Here is a 17,508-nt window from a genome sequence, read left to right on the forward strand (position 1 = left end):
ACCGTTGTGGAGTTCGTCCGGTGCATACCCCACAGGGACGACGACCCGGCGTGGCGGCTCTTCGACCCCGGCGACGCCGACGGCGGTCTGGTCGGGCTGCCGATGTTCATCGGGTGGGGGACGAGGGACCCCGTGTTCACGCCACCGGTGCTGGCCGAATGGACCCGCCGGTTCCCGCAGGCCCGGGTGCGCCGCTACCACGACGCCGGCCACTTCGTGATGGAGGACGCGGCCGGGCAACTCGACCGCCACGTCCGTGACTTCCTCCGGTCGGCGTCGTGATCACGCATTCACTCGATCGCGCAATGGCGCAGAGCTTCAGGAATGGGGTGTGTTGATGGCGGGGGACCTGTCCCGCACGGACGCGGGCACGAGCACGGACGCTTTCGCGATCGTCGGCCTGGGGTGCCGGCTGCCCGGCGGGATCGTGGATCTGGCCGGGCTGTGGGAGGCGCTGGAGGCGGGGCGCGATCTGGTCGGGGAGATGCCCGAGGACCGGTTCGAGGCACGGCGGTTCGTCGATACGGCGATGGCACGGCCGGGGAAGTCGTACACCGCCAGAGGGGGATTTCTGGCGGACATCGCCGGGTTCGACGCGGACTACTTCGGGATCTCGCCGCGTGAGGCGGCCCAGATGGACCCCCAGCACCGGCTGCTGCTGGAGACCGCCGCAGAGGCGCTGGACGACGCGGGCATCGACCCCGGGACACTGGCGGGCTCCGACACCTGCGTGTTCGTGGGCATCTCGGACTTCTCCTACGGTGGGCTGCAGATGATCAGCCCCCGTCGGCTGAACGCCTATTCCATGGCGGGGGGCGCCCATTCGATCGCCGCGAACCGTCTGTCGCACTTCTTCGACCTGCGCGGGCCCAGCATGGCCATCGACACCGCCTGCTCGTCGTCGCTGGTGGCCGTGGAACGCGCCTGCCGGGAACTCGCGTCGGGCGGCAGCCGCGTGGCCCTCGCGGGCGGGGTGAACGTGCTGCTGAACCCGGCGGGCTACGTCGGATTCAGCCAGGCGTCGATGCTGTCGAAGCGCGGTCGCTGCGCGGCGTTCTCGGCGGACGCCGACGGGTTCGTGCGGGCCGAGGGCGCGGGTGTGATCGTGCTGAAGCCGCTGGCCGACGCGCTCGTCGGCGGGGACCGGATCCACGGGGTGATCGCCGGGGCCGCCAGCAACTGCGACGGACGCACTGTCGGTCTGGCCCTGCCCAGCGCACAGGCGCAGGAAGAGCTGCTGCGGCAGGTGTACGAGCGGGCGGGGATCGCGCCCGACGAGGTGGTGTACGTCGAGGCACACGGCACCGGCACACAGGTGGGCGACCCGGCCGAGTGCACGGCGCTGGGCCGGGCACTGGCCGCCGGGCGCTCGACGGGGCCGCTGCCCATCGGGTCGGTGAAGTCCAACGTCGGGCATCTGGAGCCGGCGTCGGGCATGGCGGGGCTGTTCAAGGCCCTCGCGGTGCTGCGGTACGGCACGATCCCCGCCTCCTTGCACCTGGAACCGCTCAACCCCGGCATCGACTTCGCCGGCCTGGGGCTGGAGCCGGTCGGCCGGTCCCGTCCGCTGGCGTCGCGGGACGGGCGGCGCTTCGTGGGCGTCAATTCCTTCGGGTTCGGTGGGGCCAACGCCCATGTGGTCGTCGGCCCGCCCCCTGCTGCCCCGCCTCCCGCCCTGCTCCCCGGTGCCCAGCGGCCTGACGCCGAGGTCTTGGGCGACCTTCCGGTGATCGCTTCGGGGCGCACCCCGCAAGCGGCCGAGGAGGCGGCGCGGCGACTGGCCGCCCGGCTGACGGACACCGCGCCGGTCGATGCGGCGCAGTTCTACGACATCGCTGTCACCGCCGGAGTACGCCGGGCCCGGCACCGCTACCGCAGGGTGGCCCTGGCCTCGACTCCGCACCAGGCCGCGCGGATCCTGTCCGGCGAGAGCGTGACCGGTGAGGCCGTCGAACACGGCCGGGTCGGGCTGGTCTTCGCGGGCAACGGCTCGCAGTGGGCGGGGATGGCCGCCGACCTGCTGGACGACGATCCGGTGTTCCGGGCCGAGGTGGAGGCGGTGGACGCCGCGCTGGCGCCCCGGCTCGGCTGGTCGGTCGCGGCGCAGTTGCTTCGCCCGGCGGACGAGTGGGGACTGGAGGCCACCGAGGTGGCCCAGCCGCTGCTGTTCGCCGTACAGGCCGGGATCACGGCGGTCCTGCGTGAGCGGGGCGTGCGATGGACGGTCGCGCTCGGGCACAGCGTCGGGGAGGTCGCGGCCGCGTACGCCGTCGGCGCGCTGACGCTCGAAGAGGCCGCGTGGGTGATCGCCGAGCGCAGCCGGGCGCAGGCGGCCACGGCCGGGCAGGGCCGGATGGCCGCGGTCGGCCTGCCGCAGGCCGAGGCGGAGCGGGTGCTGCCGGCCTACCCGGGGCTGGTCGTGGCCGCCACGAACAGCGCAAGGGACGTGACGATCGCGGGGCAGGTGCACCAACTCAAGGCGATGGGTGAGGAGTTGGTGGCCCGCGATGTGTTCTTCCGGCTCATGGACCTCGACTACGCCTTCCACAGCCCGGTCATGGAGCGGATCCGGGCCGCGCTGGCCGACGGCCTCGCCGGGCTGGCCCCGCGAGGCGGCACCGATGCGCTGGTCTCCACGGTCACCGGCGGACCGGTACCCGCGAGCGGCCTGGACGCGGACTACTGGTGGCGCAACGTCCGCGAGCCGGTCCGGTTCGCCGCCGCCGTGGAACACGCCCTGGACATGCGCGACGACAACCCGGGCGTCGACGTACTGCTGGAAGTCGGCCCGCACCCGGTCCTGCGTTCGTACCTGCGCCGGATCGCCGCCGGACGCGACCGGGTGGCCGTACTCGCCACCCTGCGCCGCGACACCGCCGGGCCGGCCGCGCTGCGCGGGTCGGTCGAGGCACTGATCGCCGCCGGGGCGGACCTGGACTGGACACGCTGGTTCCCCCGCCCCGCCCGGGTCGCGGAACTGCCCGCCTACCCGTGGCAGCGGGAACGGCACTGGAGCGGCACCCCGCAGCAGTGGATCGGCAGCAGCGGATCGGGCCGGCTGGACCACCCCCTGCTGGGCGAACGGCTGCCGACGGCGGAGCCCTCCTGGCAGGGGCCCGTCGAGCCGGTGCTGGTGCCCTGGCTGGCCGACCACAAGGTGGCCGGGTCGGTGGTGTTGCCCGCGACCGGTTATGTCGAGATGGCCCTGGCCGCAGGCCGGCGCGTGCTGGACGGTGCGGTGGAACTGGCCTGGCTGGAAGTGAGCCGCCCGCTGGTCGTCCCGTGGGACCGGGCCGGGGACGTCCGGCTGCAGCTTGCGTTCTCGCCCGACGACGGCATGGTGACCGTCACCAGCACCGAGGCCGCCGGCAGCGGCGAAGCCGACGGCACGCCGCCCCGCCCACACGCCCGCTGCAGGGTCCGCGAACTGATCGGCCGCCCACCCGCGAGGATCGACCTCGCCGGGGTACGCGCCCGCTGCACCCGCAGGGGCGACGCCGACGCCCTGTACGCCGAACTGGCCGCGAGCGGGCTGGACTACGGGCCCGCTTTCCGGCAGCTGGTGCGGGGCCACTTGGGGCAGGGAGAGGCGCTGGCCGCCTACCGGCACACCACGGACGCGGCCGACACCGCGCAGTACGTGGCCCATCCGGCGCTGCTCGACGGGGCGCTCCAGGCGTGCGTGCCGCTCGTGGCCGCCCGGGTGGGCACCGGGCAGGCCTGGCTGCCGGCCGCGATCGAGGCCGTACGCGTGTGGCGGAGCCCGTCCCCGGCGGGGATGGTGCACGTCCGCGACCGTACACGCGGCACCAAAGAACTCTGCTTCGACGTGGTCGTCGCCGACCCGGACGGCAGCGTCACCGTCGAACTCGACGGCGTTCGCATGCGCCGCGTCCCCGGCCCGGGCGACCGGGCGCCCATGCGGTACGAGACCGTGCTGCGCGCCGCACCGCACCTCCATCTGCCGGCGGCGCCCTCGCCGCTGCCCGGCAACCACGAACTCGTCGGAGCCGTCGAGGCAATCGCGGCCGCGGCGCGGGCCGACGCGGCCGCCGTGCGCTTCGCGGACTTCATGGCCCGGCTCAAGCAGGTGACCGCGCAGGTGGCGGCCGCCGCGTTCGCGGACCTGCTGCCCGCGGACAGCGCCGAGTTCACGACCGCGGACCTGGTCCGGGAGGGAATGCTTCCCGGACACGACCGCCTGGCGCGGGCCCTGCTCGACCTGATGTCCCGGCACGAGCTGGCGGCCGTGAGCGAAGACGGCCGGTGGCGGCTCACCGGCACCGCGGACCCGGGGGCACTCCTGGCCCGGCTGCCGCTGGACTTTCCGGCGTGCAGCGCCGAAGTGCAGCTGGCCGTCCGCCAGTTGTCGCACCTGCCCCAAGTGCTGCGCGGTGAACGGGACGCGCTGCAACTGCTGACGGGCCAGGGCACGCAGGAGGCTCTCGAGCAGTTTTACGACGTGGCGCCGAGCTGCCGGTTCCACAACCGGGGCGTCGCCGCGCTGACAGCGGAGATCGTGCGGGCCTGGCCCGAGGACCGGCCACTGCGGATCCTGGAGATCGGCGCCGGCACGGGCGGCACCACCGCCGTACTGCTGCCGCTGCTGCCACCGGAGCGTTCCGTCTACCACTTCACCGACGTGTCCGCGGTCTTCTTCGCCCGCGCTCGGCACCGTTTCGGCGAACACCCCTTTGTCGACCACCGGTTGTTCGATCTCAACGCTGACCCCGAGGAGCAGGGCTTCGCACACGGCTCCTACGACCTGGTCGTGGCGGCCAACTCCCTGCACACCGCGACCGATCTGCGCACAGCCCTGCCCCGGGTGCGCGACCTGCTTGCCCCAGGGGGCCTGCTGCTGGCCTTCGAGACACACGACACGGACTACCTGCTGCCGTTCTTCGGCACGCTGGAGAGCTTCTGGGGTCACGACGACGAGCTGCGGCCGGATTCGCCCTTGCTGGACCGCGACCAGTGGCGGGATGTGCTGCGGGTGTGCGGTTTCACCGACATCGTCGGCCATGGCGGCGGTTTCGAGTCGGCCGAGGACACCGCCTCGTTGCTGCTGGCCTCGGCACCCGCGCACGCGACCACCCGGCCCGCGCTGCCGCGTCCCGACGACGGCACCCGGTGGATCGTGGCGACGGAAAGCGGCCCGCGGACGCCGCTGGCCGAGCACCTCGCCGCACTCCTTTCCGACCGCGCGACGCGTCCCGTTCCGGTGGTGCCCGCCCCGGCCGAACCGGCGGCCTGGACGGCCTCGCTCACCGGTGACGGCGATCCGGCCGTAGTGCTCCTGCTGGGCGAGGCCCCCGCCGACCCGGAGGCGATGCTCGACCAGGCCGTGAGCCGCGCCGCCACGCTGCGCGCCCTGGCCCGCGCCTGCCGGGCGCTCCCGGAGGGTGCCCGACCGGCCCTGTGGCTGGTCACCCGGCCCAGCGGCGCGCTGCCCGCCCCCGAACGGCCCGCGCAGCCGCAGGACGCCGCCGCCTGGGGCATGGCCCGCACTGTGGCCAACGAGCACTCCGGCCTGCGGGTGACCCGGATTTCACTGGAACGCCTCGACGACCCGGCCGCCGACGCACACCGGCTGGCACGGGAACTGCTGGAACCCGTCGCCCCGCCCGATGACGCGAGCGCGGCCGCGCGTGAGGACGAGATCGTGCTCACGGAGGGCGGCCGCTTCGTCCCCAGGGAACGCGAACTCCCGTCCGGGGAGCACACGGAGCCCAGCGGTGACCAACCCTTCGCCCTGGAGATCGGCACGCCCGGCCTGTCGTACGAGCCGGTCTGGACGCGGGCCTCCCCCCTCGCGCCCGGCGCGCGTGAGGTGGTGATCGCGGTGCGCGCCGCCGCGCTCAACTACCGGGACATCATGCTGGCGACAGGTCTGCTTCCTCCCGAGGCGGCCGAGAGCGGGTTCGGCGAGAAGGGCCCCGGTCTCGAATGCGCCGGGACCGTGTCGGCCGTGGGCGAGGGCGTGGACGGCCTGGCCGTCGGAGACCGGGTGTGCGCGGCCGCTCCGGCCTGTCTGGCCTCGCACACGGTGGCTCCCGCGTCGGCGGTGGTGAGGATTCCCGACGCGCTCGGTTTCGCGGAGGCCGCGACCCTTCCCGTGGCCTTCCTGACGGTCCACTACGCGCTGCACGACCTCGCGCGACTCGCGCCGGGGGAGACGGTGCTGGTGCACGGCGCCGCGGGTGGGGTGGGTCTGGCTGCCCTCCAGTACGCCCGCCTGGTGGGCGCCACGGTGATCGCCACAGCGGGCAGCCCGGCCAAGCGCGACCTGCTGCGGGCGCTCGGCGTCGAGCACGTACTGGACTCCCGAACCCTGGACTTCGCCGACCAGGCCCTGCGGATCACCGGTGGGCGCGGGGTGGACGTGGTGGTCAACTCGCTGGCCGGGCAGGCCATCGGCCGGGGCCTGGAAACGCTCCGGTCCGGTGGCCGGTTCGTCGAACTCGGCAAGCGCGACATTTATGCCAACAAGCCGTTGCTGATGCGGCCGTTCGGCCGCAACATCGCCTTCTTCGGCGTCGACGTCACCGCGCTGCTGTCCGACGAGGCCGGGCTCGCACACGGGCGGCGTCTGCTGGCCGAGGTCGCCGAACGGGTGGCCGACGGCCGCTACCGGCCGCTGCCCCACACGGTGTACCCGGCCGCGCGGGCCGCCGAGGCGTTCGCGCTGCTGCAGCACTCCCGGCACATCGGCAAGGTCGTCGTAAGCCTCGACCTGCAGGACGGCCCGCTGCCCGTCCGTACCCGGCCCGAGCCGCCCCGACTCGACCCCGACGGCAGCTACCTCGTCACCGGCGGGCTGAGCGGGTTCGGTGCCGCGACCGCCCGCCGGCTCGCCGACCGCGGCGCCCGCCACCTCGCGCTGGTCTCCCGGCGGGGCGCCGAGGGCCCCGAGGCCGCCGCCGTGCTGGCCGACCTGGCCGCACAGGGCGTGACCGCCACGCCGTACGCCGCCGACGTCACCGATGCCGCCGCCATGGCCGAGGTGATCGGCCGTATCGACGCCACCGGGCACCGGCTCGCGGGCGTCGTCCACGCGGCCATGACTCTCGACGACGCCCCGCTCACCGAACTGACCGACGAACGGATCCGTGCGGTCCTCGCGCCCAAGATGGCCGGGGCGGCAGTCCTCGACGCCCTGACCCGGGACCGCGACCTGGGCCTGTTCTGGCTGTACTCCTCCTTCGCCGCCGCCGTCGGCAACATCAAGCAGTCCGCGTACGCGGGCGGGAACCTGTTCACGCAGGCACTGGCCCGGCGCCGGCACCCCGCCCGACCGGCCCTCGCCGTCGCCTGGGGCGCGATCGGGGACTTCGGGCATGTCGCCCGTGAGGCCTTGGCACCGGTCATGGAAGCGCTCGGCGTCGAACCGATCGGCTCTCGCGAGGCACTGGCCGCCCTGGACACCGGCGTGGCGTCCAACATCGCCGTCACGGGCATCGGCCGCTACGACTGGCCCCGCGTGCGCACGTTTCTGCCGACCATGACGGCACCCCGCTTCGCCGCCCTGCTGCCCGCCGACGGCGACCTCGACGGCCACTCCCGCCAGGACCTCGTGGCCGCCCTGGCCGGCCTCTCCGCGGACGAGGCGCTGGAGACCGTCGGCGTCACTCTCGCCGACGTGCTGTCCCGGATCCTGCAGACCGACGCAGCGCGCATCGACCCGAAAACGCCGCTCCAGGACTACGGAGTCGACTCCCTGATGGCAGCCGAACTGCTGACCACACTCCGGCAACGCCTCGATGTAGAGATCCCGCCGATGGAGCTCCTCCAGGGCGGCATCACCCTCACCGACCTGTCCCGCCATGTGCTGCTGCGCCTCGGCGTCCGCACCACCGACACCGCCAACGGCTGAAAGAAGGGCCCGTCATGGTGACCTGTCAGGAATCCGACGGCACGGCGGCGGACTCCGCCGAAGGCCTGCTCGCCTTCGGCCCCCTCATCGCCGGTACCACCGTCCCCGACCCGGCCGAGTGGGTGTACGTGCTCCGCGCGAGCGCGCTGATCGACGATCCCATCGGCGCCACCTGCTACCGCAACGCGCTCAACGCCGGGCGCATGGGCCCCGAAGCCCACCCCGAGACGATCCTGGGACGCTGTGCCCTCGCCGGCCCCGAGCACCTGGAGGCCGCTCTGCGCACCGCACGGCAGGCGGCGGCCGAGTGGGGCGGCAGCCCGCCGGACCGACGGGCGAAGCTCGCCGAGGCGTTCCGCGCACGGCTGCGGGAACACGCCGACGCGCTGACCGGGCTCCTGGTGGAGGAGGGGCACCCGGTCCGGCTGGCCCGTATGGAGGTCGCTAACCTCCTCACCTTCTACGGTCCCGAAACCACAGACTGGTGTCTGCGCCACATGGAGTCGGAGCACACTGTCGACGGCCGGACGGTGGTGCTGCGCCGGGTGCCGGACGGAGTGGTGTGTGTGCAGCCACCACAGAACACCCCGGCGCTCAGTGTCGGGGCGGCCTTCCAGTCCGTACTGGCCGGCAACGCGCTCGTGGTCCGGCTGTCCCGGCACGCGCCGATCGCCGCCATGTACCTGGTGGAACGGATCGCCGTACCCGCGCTCGCCGATGTCGGCGCCCCGCCCGGAGTCCTGTCGGCGCTGTGCACCGACCCCGCCCAGGCACTGGACGCGTGGCTGGAGAGCCCGCTGGTGGACGACGTGCTGTACTTCGGCGACTCGATCCGCGGCGAGCAACTCGAGAAGGCGTGCCTCGCCGCGGGCAAGAAGCCGATCCTGGAACTGGGCGGCAACGACATGGTCGTGGTGTGGCGGGACGCGCCCCTCGACCGGGCCGTCGAGGCGCTGATGGAGTCGTACCACGGCAGCGGCCAGATCTGCTGCGCGCCCAACATCGCGCTCGTCCACCCGGACATCGCCGACCGGCTCACCGACCGGCTGACCGAGCGCGTCCGTGCCCTGCGGCCCGGCTTCCCCGACGACCCCGAAGTGGTGCTGGCCGCCTCGCCCAACACTGCCGGATACAACGCCACGCTCGCCGACGCCCGGCGGGCGGGCGCCCGGGTGCTGACCGGCGGACGGCACCTCGATGTGCACGGACGTGAGAGCGACGACGCCGTCTTCGCGGAACCGGCGCTCATCAGGATCGACGGGCTCGCTCGCGCGCTCAAACTGCGGTCGGTCCGGTACGAGACGTTCTTCCCGCTGCTGACCCTGGCCGTCCCCGTCCCCGTCCCCGCCGACGATGACGAACTCCTCGCCGAGATGGTGTCGTTCGTCGCGTCCGGCTCGTACGGTCTGCGCAACTCGCTGTGGACCGGGAGCCCCGACGTGATCGACCGGTTCGTCCGGGACGTCCGCTCGTGCGGCCAGCTCCGGGTGAACGACTCCCACCTCGCGGGCGTGCCGTACCTCGCCAACCACGGCGGCCCGGGACTGAGCGGCGACCGGTTCGGCGAGCTCAACTACCCGATGCTGCGCACCAGCCGCCTGCAGGGCGTGTCCGTGGCACGCGACAGCAGCTCGGGGGCCGGGATTCCGGGGCCGTACGTCCCGGCGCGGCCGAGGCCCAGGGTCGAGGCGGTGCGGGAGTACCCGCCGGGGTGGCCGCCCGAAGAACTGCCCGGCGGACTGCCGGCGCCGTTCACTGAGGCGTTCCACCACGACCCCTACCCGACCCTGCACTGGCTGCGCGAACACCGGCCGGTCAGCCGCGTCATCAGCCCGGACGGACCGGGCTGGCTGCTGACCCGCTACGACGACGTCCGCGACGCCCACACCGACCCGCGGGTCACCTGCGACAGCAAACGCATCCCCGCCGGCCACATGTGGATGCGGCACTGGCCGACCGCACTGCGGGAGCGGCTCTTCACCCATCTGCTGGACAGCGACGACCCTCGCCACGCCGAACTGCGCGCGATCATGCGGCCGTTCTTCACACCGGCCCGGCAGGAGCAGTGGCGCACCCGGGTGCAGCGCCTCGTCGACACCCGGATCGACCAGATCGTGGACCGGGGACACGGCGACCTCATGGCCTCCGTCGCCTACCCGCTCGGCGGCAACGTCCTGTTCGCCGTCCTCGGCGCCACCCCGCCCCAGATGAACCACCTGCGGGCGATGATCTGGCGTACCGCCGAGTGGAACAACGACGTCCCCTATGTGGCGGCGCTCGCCCACGAGGTCGACGCGTTCGTCCGCACGGCCGTCGCGGAGAAGCGCCGGACCCCCGGTGACGACCTGATCTCGCTGCTGGTCCGGGCCCACGACCAGGACGCCCTGCTCAGCGAGGACGAGCTGCACGGCCAGGTCATGATGATGCTCGTCGCGGGCCAGGACCCCAGCATCAACAGCGTCGGCAACAGCCTGCACGCCCTGCTCGCCCACCCTGACGCCCTCGCCGAACTCCGCGACGACCCGTCCCTGATGACGACCGGCCTCGGCGAACTGCTCCGCTACGAAAGCCCCTTGCCGTTCACGAGCTGGCGGGGCACCCTCGCACCCGTCGAGTTCGGCGACGTGACCGTCCCCGCGAACGAGTCCCTGTTCCTGTGCATCGGCGCCGCCAACCGGGACCCCGCACGGTTCCCCGACCCCGACCGCCTCGACCTGCACCGCCCCACCCCCGGCCATCTCGCCTTCGGCCACGGCGCCCACTACTGCCTGGGCGCCCACATCGGCCGGATGACCGCGGAGGCCGCCGTCGGCACGGTCCTGCGCCGACTGCCCGGCCTGCGGCCGGCCGGCACGCCGCGGTGGCGGCCCAGCCAGTTCGAACGAGGACTCGGCGCACTGCCCGTCGCCTGGGACGCACCGAAGAACGGGGGAGCGCGGTGAACCGGGCGGAGATCCTGGCCGAACTGAAGGCGATGCTCGCCGAGTTCGGCGACGTCGACCCCGAACAGGTCGACGAACAGACCGCGTTCATCGCGGACCTCGGGCTGGACTCCCTGGTCCTGGTGCGGATGACCGTCGTCGCCGAGGAACGGTTCGGCGTACGCATCCCCGACGAGGTCGCCTGGGAGCTCCACACGGTCGGCGCCGTCGTCAACCACGTCGAGGAGTCCCTGTCCGGGCAGACAGGAGCACAGAGTTGAGCGAACTCGTCCGGTTCCTGCGCGAGAAGGTCTGGCTCCTCGGCGACACCCGCTGGTACGCGCGGGTGGACAGCGTCCGGGGCGAGCTCGTCGAGGTGGAACGCCTCGGCTACGCCCAACTCGACGCGCGGGCCCGCGCGATGGGTGCGTGGCTGGCCGACCGGACGCCGCTCGGCGCCCGCGTCATGCTGATGTATCCGGCGGGCCTGGAGTTCTTCACGGCCTTCCTCGGCTGCCTGTACTCGGGGCGGGTCGCCATCCCGGCCCCGCTCCCGGACACGGACCGGCGGGCCTTTGAGCGCGCCGAGGGCATCATCCGCGACGCGGGCGTCAGCACGGTGCTCACCGACGCCGCGCACCAGCCCGCCCTCGGCTCCTGGCTCACCGGGCTGAATCTGGCGACACGCCCCGAATGCGTCGCCACCGACGTGACCGCCCTGCCGGACCCCGACACCTGGTCCCCCCTCGCGCAGGGACTCGGCGCGACCGCCTACATCCAGTACACCTCCGGCTCGACCAGCGAACCGCGCGGTGTCGTGATCACCCACCGGAACCTGTTGCACAACCTGCTGTCGATCAGAGAAGTGATGGCCACCGAGGAGATCAGGGACGACTTGCGCCACGGCCCCTCGCCGACCGGCGCGGGGTGGCTCCCGCACTACCACGACATGGGTCTGGTCGGCTTGCTGCTCACCCCCTTCGCGAGCTACGCCAACCTCGTCTTCAGTTCGCCGGTCTCCTACATCGCTCACCCGTTGCTGTGGCTGCAGATGATCAGCCGCTACCAGGCCTTCTACACCTGCGCGCCGAATTTCGGGTACGACTGGCTGCTGAGAAGCCTCAAGGACAACCCGCTCACGGACCAGGACCTGGACCTGGGCTGCCTGCGGTTCGCGCTCAGCGGCGCCGAACCCGTCCGAGCCGGCGTCCTGAGCGCGGTCGCCCGCAAGCTGGCCCCTCTCGGCTTCCGCCCGCAGGCCTGGGCACCCGGCTACGGCCTTGCCGAGGCCACCCTCATGGTCACCGGCACGCCCTGCGGCAGCGGTCCGACCGTAGGGCGTTTCGACCGCGACGCGCTGGAGGCAGGCTCCGCCGTACCCGCCCCCAACGGCGTGGACCTGGTCGGCTGCGGCCGTCCCGCCGGCAGCGATGTGCGCATCGTCGACCCCGCCACCTCACGCCCCCTCGAGGACGGGCGGATCGGTGAGATCTGGGTACGCGGCGACGGCATCGCCGACGGCTACCTCGGTGACCCGCAGGCCACCGCCGAATCCTTCGCCGCCACCACAGTCGACGGCGACGGTCCCTTCCTGCGCACCGGCGACCTGGGCTTCTTCCAGGACGGCGAGCTCTACGTCACCGGCCGCGCCAAGGACCTGATCATCGTCAACGGCCGCAACATCCACCCCCAGGACATCGAACGCGTCAGCGAGACCACCGACCCCGCCACCGGTCCCTGCGCCGCCTTCACCCTGCCCGACGCCGACGGCCACGAACACATCGTCCTGGTACAGGAGATCCGCCCCCTCCACCTCAAGGGCCGCACTCCCGCGGCCCTCTCGCAACTCATCAGAAAGCGCCTGGCCGAAGAACTGCGGCTCGCCGTCCAGGTGGTCATCGTCGGGCCGATGAGCGTGCCCAGGACCACCAGCGGCAAGATCCAGCGCTCACGAGCCCGGGAGGAACTCCGCGCGGCCCGTCTCACCCCACTCCACTCCGACCTCCTCACCCCGGCCTGACCGGCGTCCTGCCAGGTCGGGTCGTCAGTTCGCGGAGGCCGTCCAGCCGCTCGCCGAGATCCGCGCCGCGTCCGCCGGGCGTGCCTCGTCGAAGAGGACGGTGCCCGCCGCCTCGACGCGCAGGCCGTCGACGTACGCGCCACGGCCCACGTACAGCCGGTCGGTCGCGTACCGCCAGCGGAGCACCAGTTGCCGGTGCGCGGGGAGTCGTGCCGTGAGCCGGTGCCAGACACGGCCCGACCAGCCGGTGACGGTGCCTGCCGGGTGGTCCTGCGGCTGCCCTCCATGGCGTGTCGTCGTGAAGGGGACCGGCTGCCAGGTGGCACCACCGTCGGTCGTGGCCTCCAGGGTGAGGAAGTCCGCCTTGGGTTCGGTGTCCCACCACAGGGCGCAGCACAGCCGGGCGTCGCCGCCGGACGTGTCGACCGGGGGGAGCGCGAGGGCCGCGGTCGTGGCGGTCGCCATTCCGGAGAACCACGCGGTACGACCGTGCCGTGGGCGGACGGACACGGCACGGGCCATGTTGTTCGCGGCGGCGACCCGGGGCGCGGAACCGGAGCGCCAACTGCGCACCGGATGAACGGAGTTACCGAGCACGACGAGGAAGGAGTCGGTCGACGGGTCGAGGACCAGCGAGGTGCCGGTGAAGCCGGTGTGCCCCGCCGTGTGCGGGGTGGCCATCGCGCCCATGTACCAGTGCTGGTAGAGCTCGAAGCCGAGACCGTGCTCGTCGCCCGGGAACGCGGTGTTGAAGTCGGTGAACATCAGCTCCACCGACTCCGGCTCCAGGATGCGCGCCCTGCCGTAGACACCGCCGTTGAGCAGCGTCCGCCCTAGGACCGCGAGATCCCACGCGGTCGAGAACACGCCCGCGTGGCCCGCGACCCCGCCGAGGCTGAAGGCGTTCTCGTCGTGCACCTCGCCCCACACCAGCCCCCGGTCCAGACCGGACCAGGGCTTGCGGGCGTCCTCGGTGGCCGCGATCCTCGGCTTCCAGGCCGCGGGCGGGTTGTAGCGAGTGCGGCTCATGCCGAGCGGCGCGGTGATCTCGTCGCGCAGGAGGGTGTCGAGGGTCCGGCCGGTGATCTTCTCCAGGACCAGCTGGAGGGAGATCAGGTTCAGGTCCGAGTAGAGGTACGTCGTCCCCGGCGGGTTCAGCGGCGCCTCGTTCCAGATGAGCTGGAGCTTCTCCTCGTACGTCGGCGCGTTGTACAGCGGGATCCAGGCGCGGAACCCCGAGGTGTGGGTGAGGAGCTGACGAACCGTCATGTCTTGCTTGCCGGCCCGGCCGAAGTCCGGGAGGTAGGAGGTGACGGTCGCCTCCAGCTCGAGCGCACCCCGCTCGATCTGCTGCACGGCGAGGATCGACGTGAACAGCTTGGACACCGAGGCCAGATCGAAGACGGTGTCCTCGGCCATCGCGATCTGCCGGCCGGTGGGCAGCTCGACGCCGGTGTCGGTCTTCTCGTCGTACGACTGATAGCGCACCGCCATGCCGATGGGCTGGTGCAGGGCCACCGTGCCGCCCCGCCCGGCGAGCAGGACGGCGCCCGCGTACCAGGGGTGCTTGGGGGAGGGTCCGAGGTATGTCCTGGCATCGGTGACGAGGCGGTCGAGGTGGTCGGGGAGGAGGCCGGCGCGCTCGGCGGAGCCGTGCCGCAGGATGCTGCCGTGGCCGAAGGAGGCGGCCGCCGCCGGACCGGCGGGGAACGGGGCGATGGCCAGGGATCCGCCCAAGGCCAGGGCCAGCTTGCCGAGTTGACGCCGGGTCAGTCTGTCTCTGCCGTCGGTCATCGAGGTTCCTCCCACCACGCCGGCTGAAAGTATCTTTCCGGGATCACCTTGCGTGGTGAAACTTTTATGTCAGTAGGGCGCGGTGTCAACGCCCCGTTCCATGCAAGAGATCTGACGGTGTATCAGAAAAGGCCTTCCGTCGTTCGGAGGACTGCGGCATCCTGCGCCCATGCAGACGGAGCTGAGCAAGAAACTGGGAGTCGAGCACGCCGTCTTCGGCTTCACGCCGTTCCCCGCCGTCGCCGCGGCCATCAGCCGGGCCGGCGGCTTCGGAGTGCTCGGCGCGGTCCGCTACACCGCCCCCGACGACCTCAAACGCGACCTCGACTGGATCGAGGCCCATGTCGACGGCAGGCCCTATGGCCTCGACGTGGTCATGCCCGCGAAGAAGGTGGAGGCCCCGAAGGACCGAACACTGACCGAGGCCGATGTCGAGGCGATGATCCCGGAGGGGCACCGGCAGTTCGTCAAGGACACCCTCGCCAAGTACGGCGTGCCCGAACTCGCCGAGGGGGAGGCCTCCGGCTGGCGCATCACCGGGTGGATGGAGCAGGTGGCCCGCACCCAGCTCGACGTCGCCTTCGACTACCCGATCAAGCTGCTCGCCAACGCCCTGGGCTCACCTCCCGCCGATGTGGTGGAACGCGCCCATGACCAGAACGTCCTGGTCGCCGCGCTCGCGGGCAGTGCCCGGCACGCCGTCAAGCACAAGGAGCGCGGCATCGACATCGTGGTCGCCCAGGGCTACGAGGCGGGTGGCCACACCGGGGACATCGCCTCCATGGTGCTCACCCCGGAGGTCGTGGAGGCAGTCGACCCGCTGCCCGTACTGGCCGCAGGCGGCATCGGCAGCGGCCAGCAGGTGGCGGCGGCACTCAGCCTGGGCGCCCAGGGTGTGTGGCTGGGCTCCATATGGCTGACCACCACAGAGGCCGATCTGCACTCACCCGCCCTGACCCGCAAACTGCTCGCCGCCGGTTCCGGCGACACGGTGCGCTCGCGCGCTCTGACCGGAAAACCCGCACGCCAGCTGCGCACCGAGTGGACCGACGCCTGGGACGACACCAACGGACCCGGCACCCTCCCCATGCCCCTGCAGGGTCTGCTGGTCGCCGAGGCCGTCTCGCGCATCCAGAAGTACGAGGTCGAGCCGCTGCTCGGCACCCCCGTCGGCCAGATCGTCGGCCGGATGAACAGCGAACGCAGCGTCCAGGCAGTCTTCGACGACCTCACCCGCGGCTTCGAGCGAGCCGTCGATCGCATCAACCGCATAGCCGGAAGGAGCGGCGAGTGACGAGCACGAGCACACCCCCGGCGGGCTTCTGGGCCCAGGCAGCGGCCGACCCGCACCGCACGGTCCTCGTCGCCCCGGACGGCGAGGAGTGGACCGCCGGCCGTCTGCACGCCGCCACCAACCGCCTCGTCCACGGCCTGCGCGCGGCCGGCATGCGGCGCGGCGACGCCTTCGCGGTCGTCCTGCCCAACAGCGCCGAGTTCATCACCGCGTACCTGGCCGCCAGTCAGGCGGGCTTCTACCTCGTCCCCATCAACCACCACTTCGTCGGGCCGGAGATCGCCTGGATCGTCGCCGACTCCGGAGCCAAGGTGCTCCTCACTCACGAACGCTTCGCCGGCCCCGTGCTAGGCGCCGCGGACGAGGCCGGACTGCCCGTCACCCACCGGTACGCGATCGGCACGGTCGAGGGCTTCCGGCCGTACACCGAACTCCTCGACGGGCAACCGGAGTCTGCGCCCGCCGACCGCACCCTCGGCTGGGTCATGAACTACACCTCGGGCACCACGGGCCGCCCGCGCGGCATCCGGCGCCCGCTGCCCGGCAAGCTCCCCGAGGAGGCGTACCTGGGCGGCTTCCTCGGCATCTTCGGCATCCGCCCCTTCGACGCCAACGTGCACCTCGTCTGCTCGCCGCTCTACCACACCGCCGTGCTCCAGTTCGCCGGCGCGTCGCTGCACATCGGCCACCGCCTGGTCCTGATGGACAAGTGGACGCCCGAGGAGATGCTCCGCCTGATCGACCGGGAGAAGTGCACCCACACGCACATGGTCCCGACCCAGTTCCACCGTCTGCTCGCCCTGCCCGAGGAGGTGCGCGCCCGCTACGACGTCTCCTCCATGCGGCACGCCATCCACGGCGCCGCCCCCTGTCCCGACCACGTGAAGCGGGCGATGCTCGACTGGTGGGGCCCGTGCGTGGAGGAGTACTACGCGGCCAGCGAGGGCGGCGGCGCCTTCGCCACCGCCGAGGACTGGCTGAAGAAGCCCGGCACGGTCGGCAAGGCCTGGCCCATCAGCGAACTCGCGATCTTCGACGACGACGGCAACCGGCTCCCGCCGGGCGAACTCGGCACCGTCTACCTGAAGATGAACACCGGCGGCTTCGCCTACCACAAGGACGAGTCCAAGACGCGGAAGAACCGCATCGGCGACTTCTTCACCGTCGGCGACCTCGGATATCTCGACGAGGACGGCTACCTCTTCCTCCGCGACCGCAAGATCGACATGATCATCTCCGGCGGGGTCAACATCTACCCCGCCGAGATCGAGTCCGTACTCCTCGCCCACCCCGCCGTCGCCGACGCGGCCGCCTTCGGCATCCCGCACGACGACTGGGGCGAGGAGGTCAAGGCAGTGGTCGAACCGGCCCCCGGTCACGACCCGGGCCCCGTCCTGGCCGCCGCGATCCTCGACCACTGCGCCGACCGGCTCGCCGGCTACAAGCGGCCCAAGAGCGTCGACTTCATCACCGAGATGCCACGCGATCCCAACGGCAAGCTGTACAAGCGGCGGTTGCGGGACCCGTACTGGGAGGGCCGGACGCGACCTGTGTGACCGAGGCCCCGGCGCGGGGTACGGGTCGGGGCCTTGACCAGGGGCTTGAC

The 17,508-nt window shown here is 72.3% G+C and carries 8 protein-coding genes; 7 read left to right on the forward strand and 1 reads right to left on the reverse strand.

What is annotated here, in order from left to right; translation table 11 throughout:
• From ABD932_RS42780 to ABD932_RS42800, 5 genes are all read left to right on the forward strand, one after another.
• Window positions 1-282 (forward strand): alpha/beta fold hydrolase (locus ABD932_RS42780; RefSeq protein ID WP_345021819.1); only part of this gene is annotated, 282 nt, incomplete at its 5' end.
• A gap of 55 nt (window positions 283-337) precedes the next feature.
• Window positions 338-7,873, forward strand: coding sequence for an SDR family NAD(P)-dependent oxidoreductase (locus ABD932_RS42785; protein ID WP_345021821.1), 7,536 nt, complete (start codon window positions 338-340; stop codon window positions 7,871-7,873).
• 14 nt (window positions 7,874-7,887) lie between these two features.
• Entirely contained in the window at window positions 7,888-10,815 is a 2,928-nt protein-coding gene (locus ABD932_RS42790) for an aldehyde dehydrogenase family protein (protein ID WP_345021823.1), read from the forward strand.
• Window positions 10,812-11,075, forward strand: a complete 264-nt coding sequence (locus ABD932_RS42795; protein ID WP_345021825.1) for an acyl carrier protein — start codon at window positions 10,812-10,814, stop codon at window positions 11,073-11,075. The genes ABD932_RS42790 and ABD932_RS42795 overlap by 4 nt, the downstream gene beginning before the upstream one ends.
• Complete coding sequence (locus ABD932_RS42800; protein WP_345021827.1) at window positions 11,072-12,814, forward strand: fatty acyl-AMP ligase; 1,743 nt, start codon at window positions 11,072-11,074, stop codon at window positions 12,812-12,814. The genes ABD932_RS42795 and ABD932_RS42800 overlap by 4 nt, the downstream gene beginning before the upstream one ends.
• 24 nt (window positions 12,815-12,838) lie before the next feature.
• On the opposite strand, the gene ABD932_RS42805 is transcribed toward ABD932_RS42800, so the two are convergent.
• Entirely contained in the window at window positions 12,839-14,608 is a 1,770-nt protein-coding gene (locus tag ABD932_RS42805) for a serine hydrolase domain-containing protein (RefSeq protein ID WP_345021829.1), read from the reverse strand.
• Between the two features lie 169 nt (window positions 14,609-14,777).
• On the opposite strand from ABD932_RS42805, the gene ABD932_RS42810 reads away from it, so the two are divergent.
• Entirely contained in the window at window positions 14,778-15,902 is a 1,125-nt protein-coding gene (locus ABD932_RS42810; protein WP_345021831.1) for a nitronate monooxygenase, read from the forward strand.
• The gene (locus ABD932_RS42815; protein WP_345021833.1) at window positions 15,899-17,458 is read left to right on the forward strand and encodes an acyl-CoA synthetase; all 1,560 of its coding nucleotides are present in this window, start codon (window positions 15,899-15,901) and stop codon (window positions 17,456-17,458) included. The genes ABD932_RS42810 and ABD932_RS42815 overlap by 4 nt, the downstream gene beginning before the upstream one ends.
• The last annotated feature ends 50 nt before the right edge of the window (window positions 17,459-17,508 follow it).

The sequence above is a fragment of the Streptomyces shaanxiensis genome (genome assembly GCF_039537145.1).
Classification (GTDB): domain Bacteria; phylum Actinomycetota; class Actinomycetes; order Streptomycetales; family Streptomycetaceae; genus Streptomyces; species Streptomyces shaanxiensis.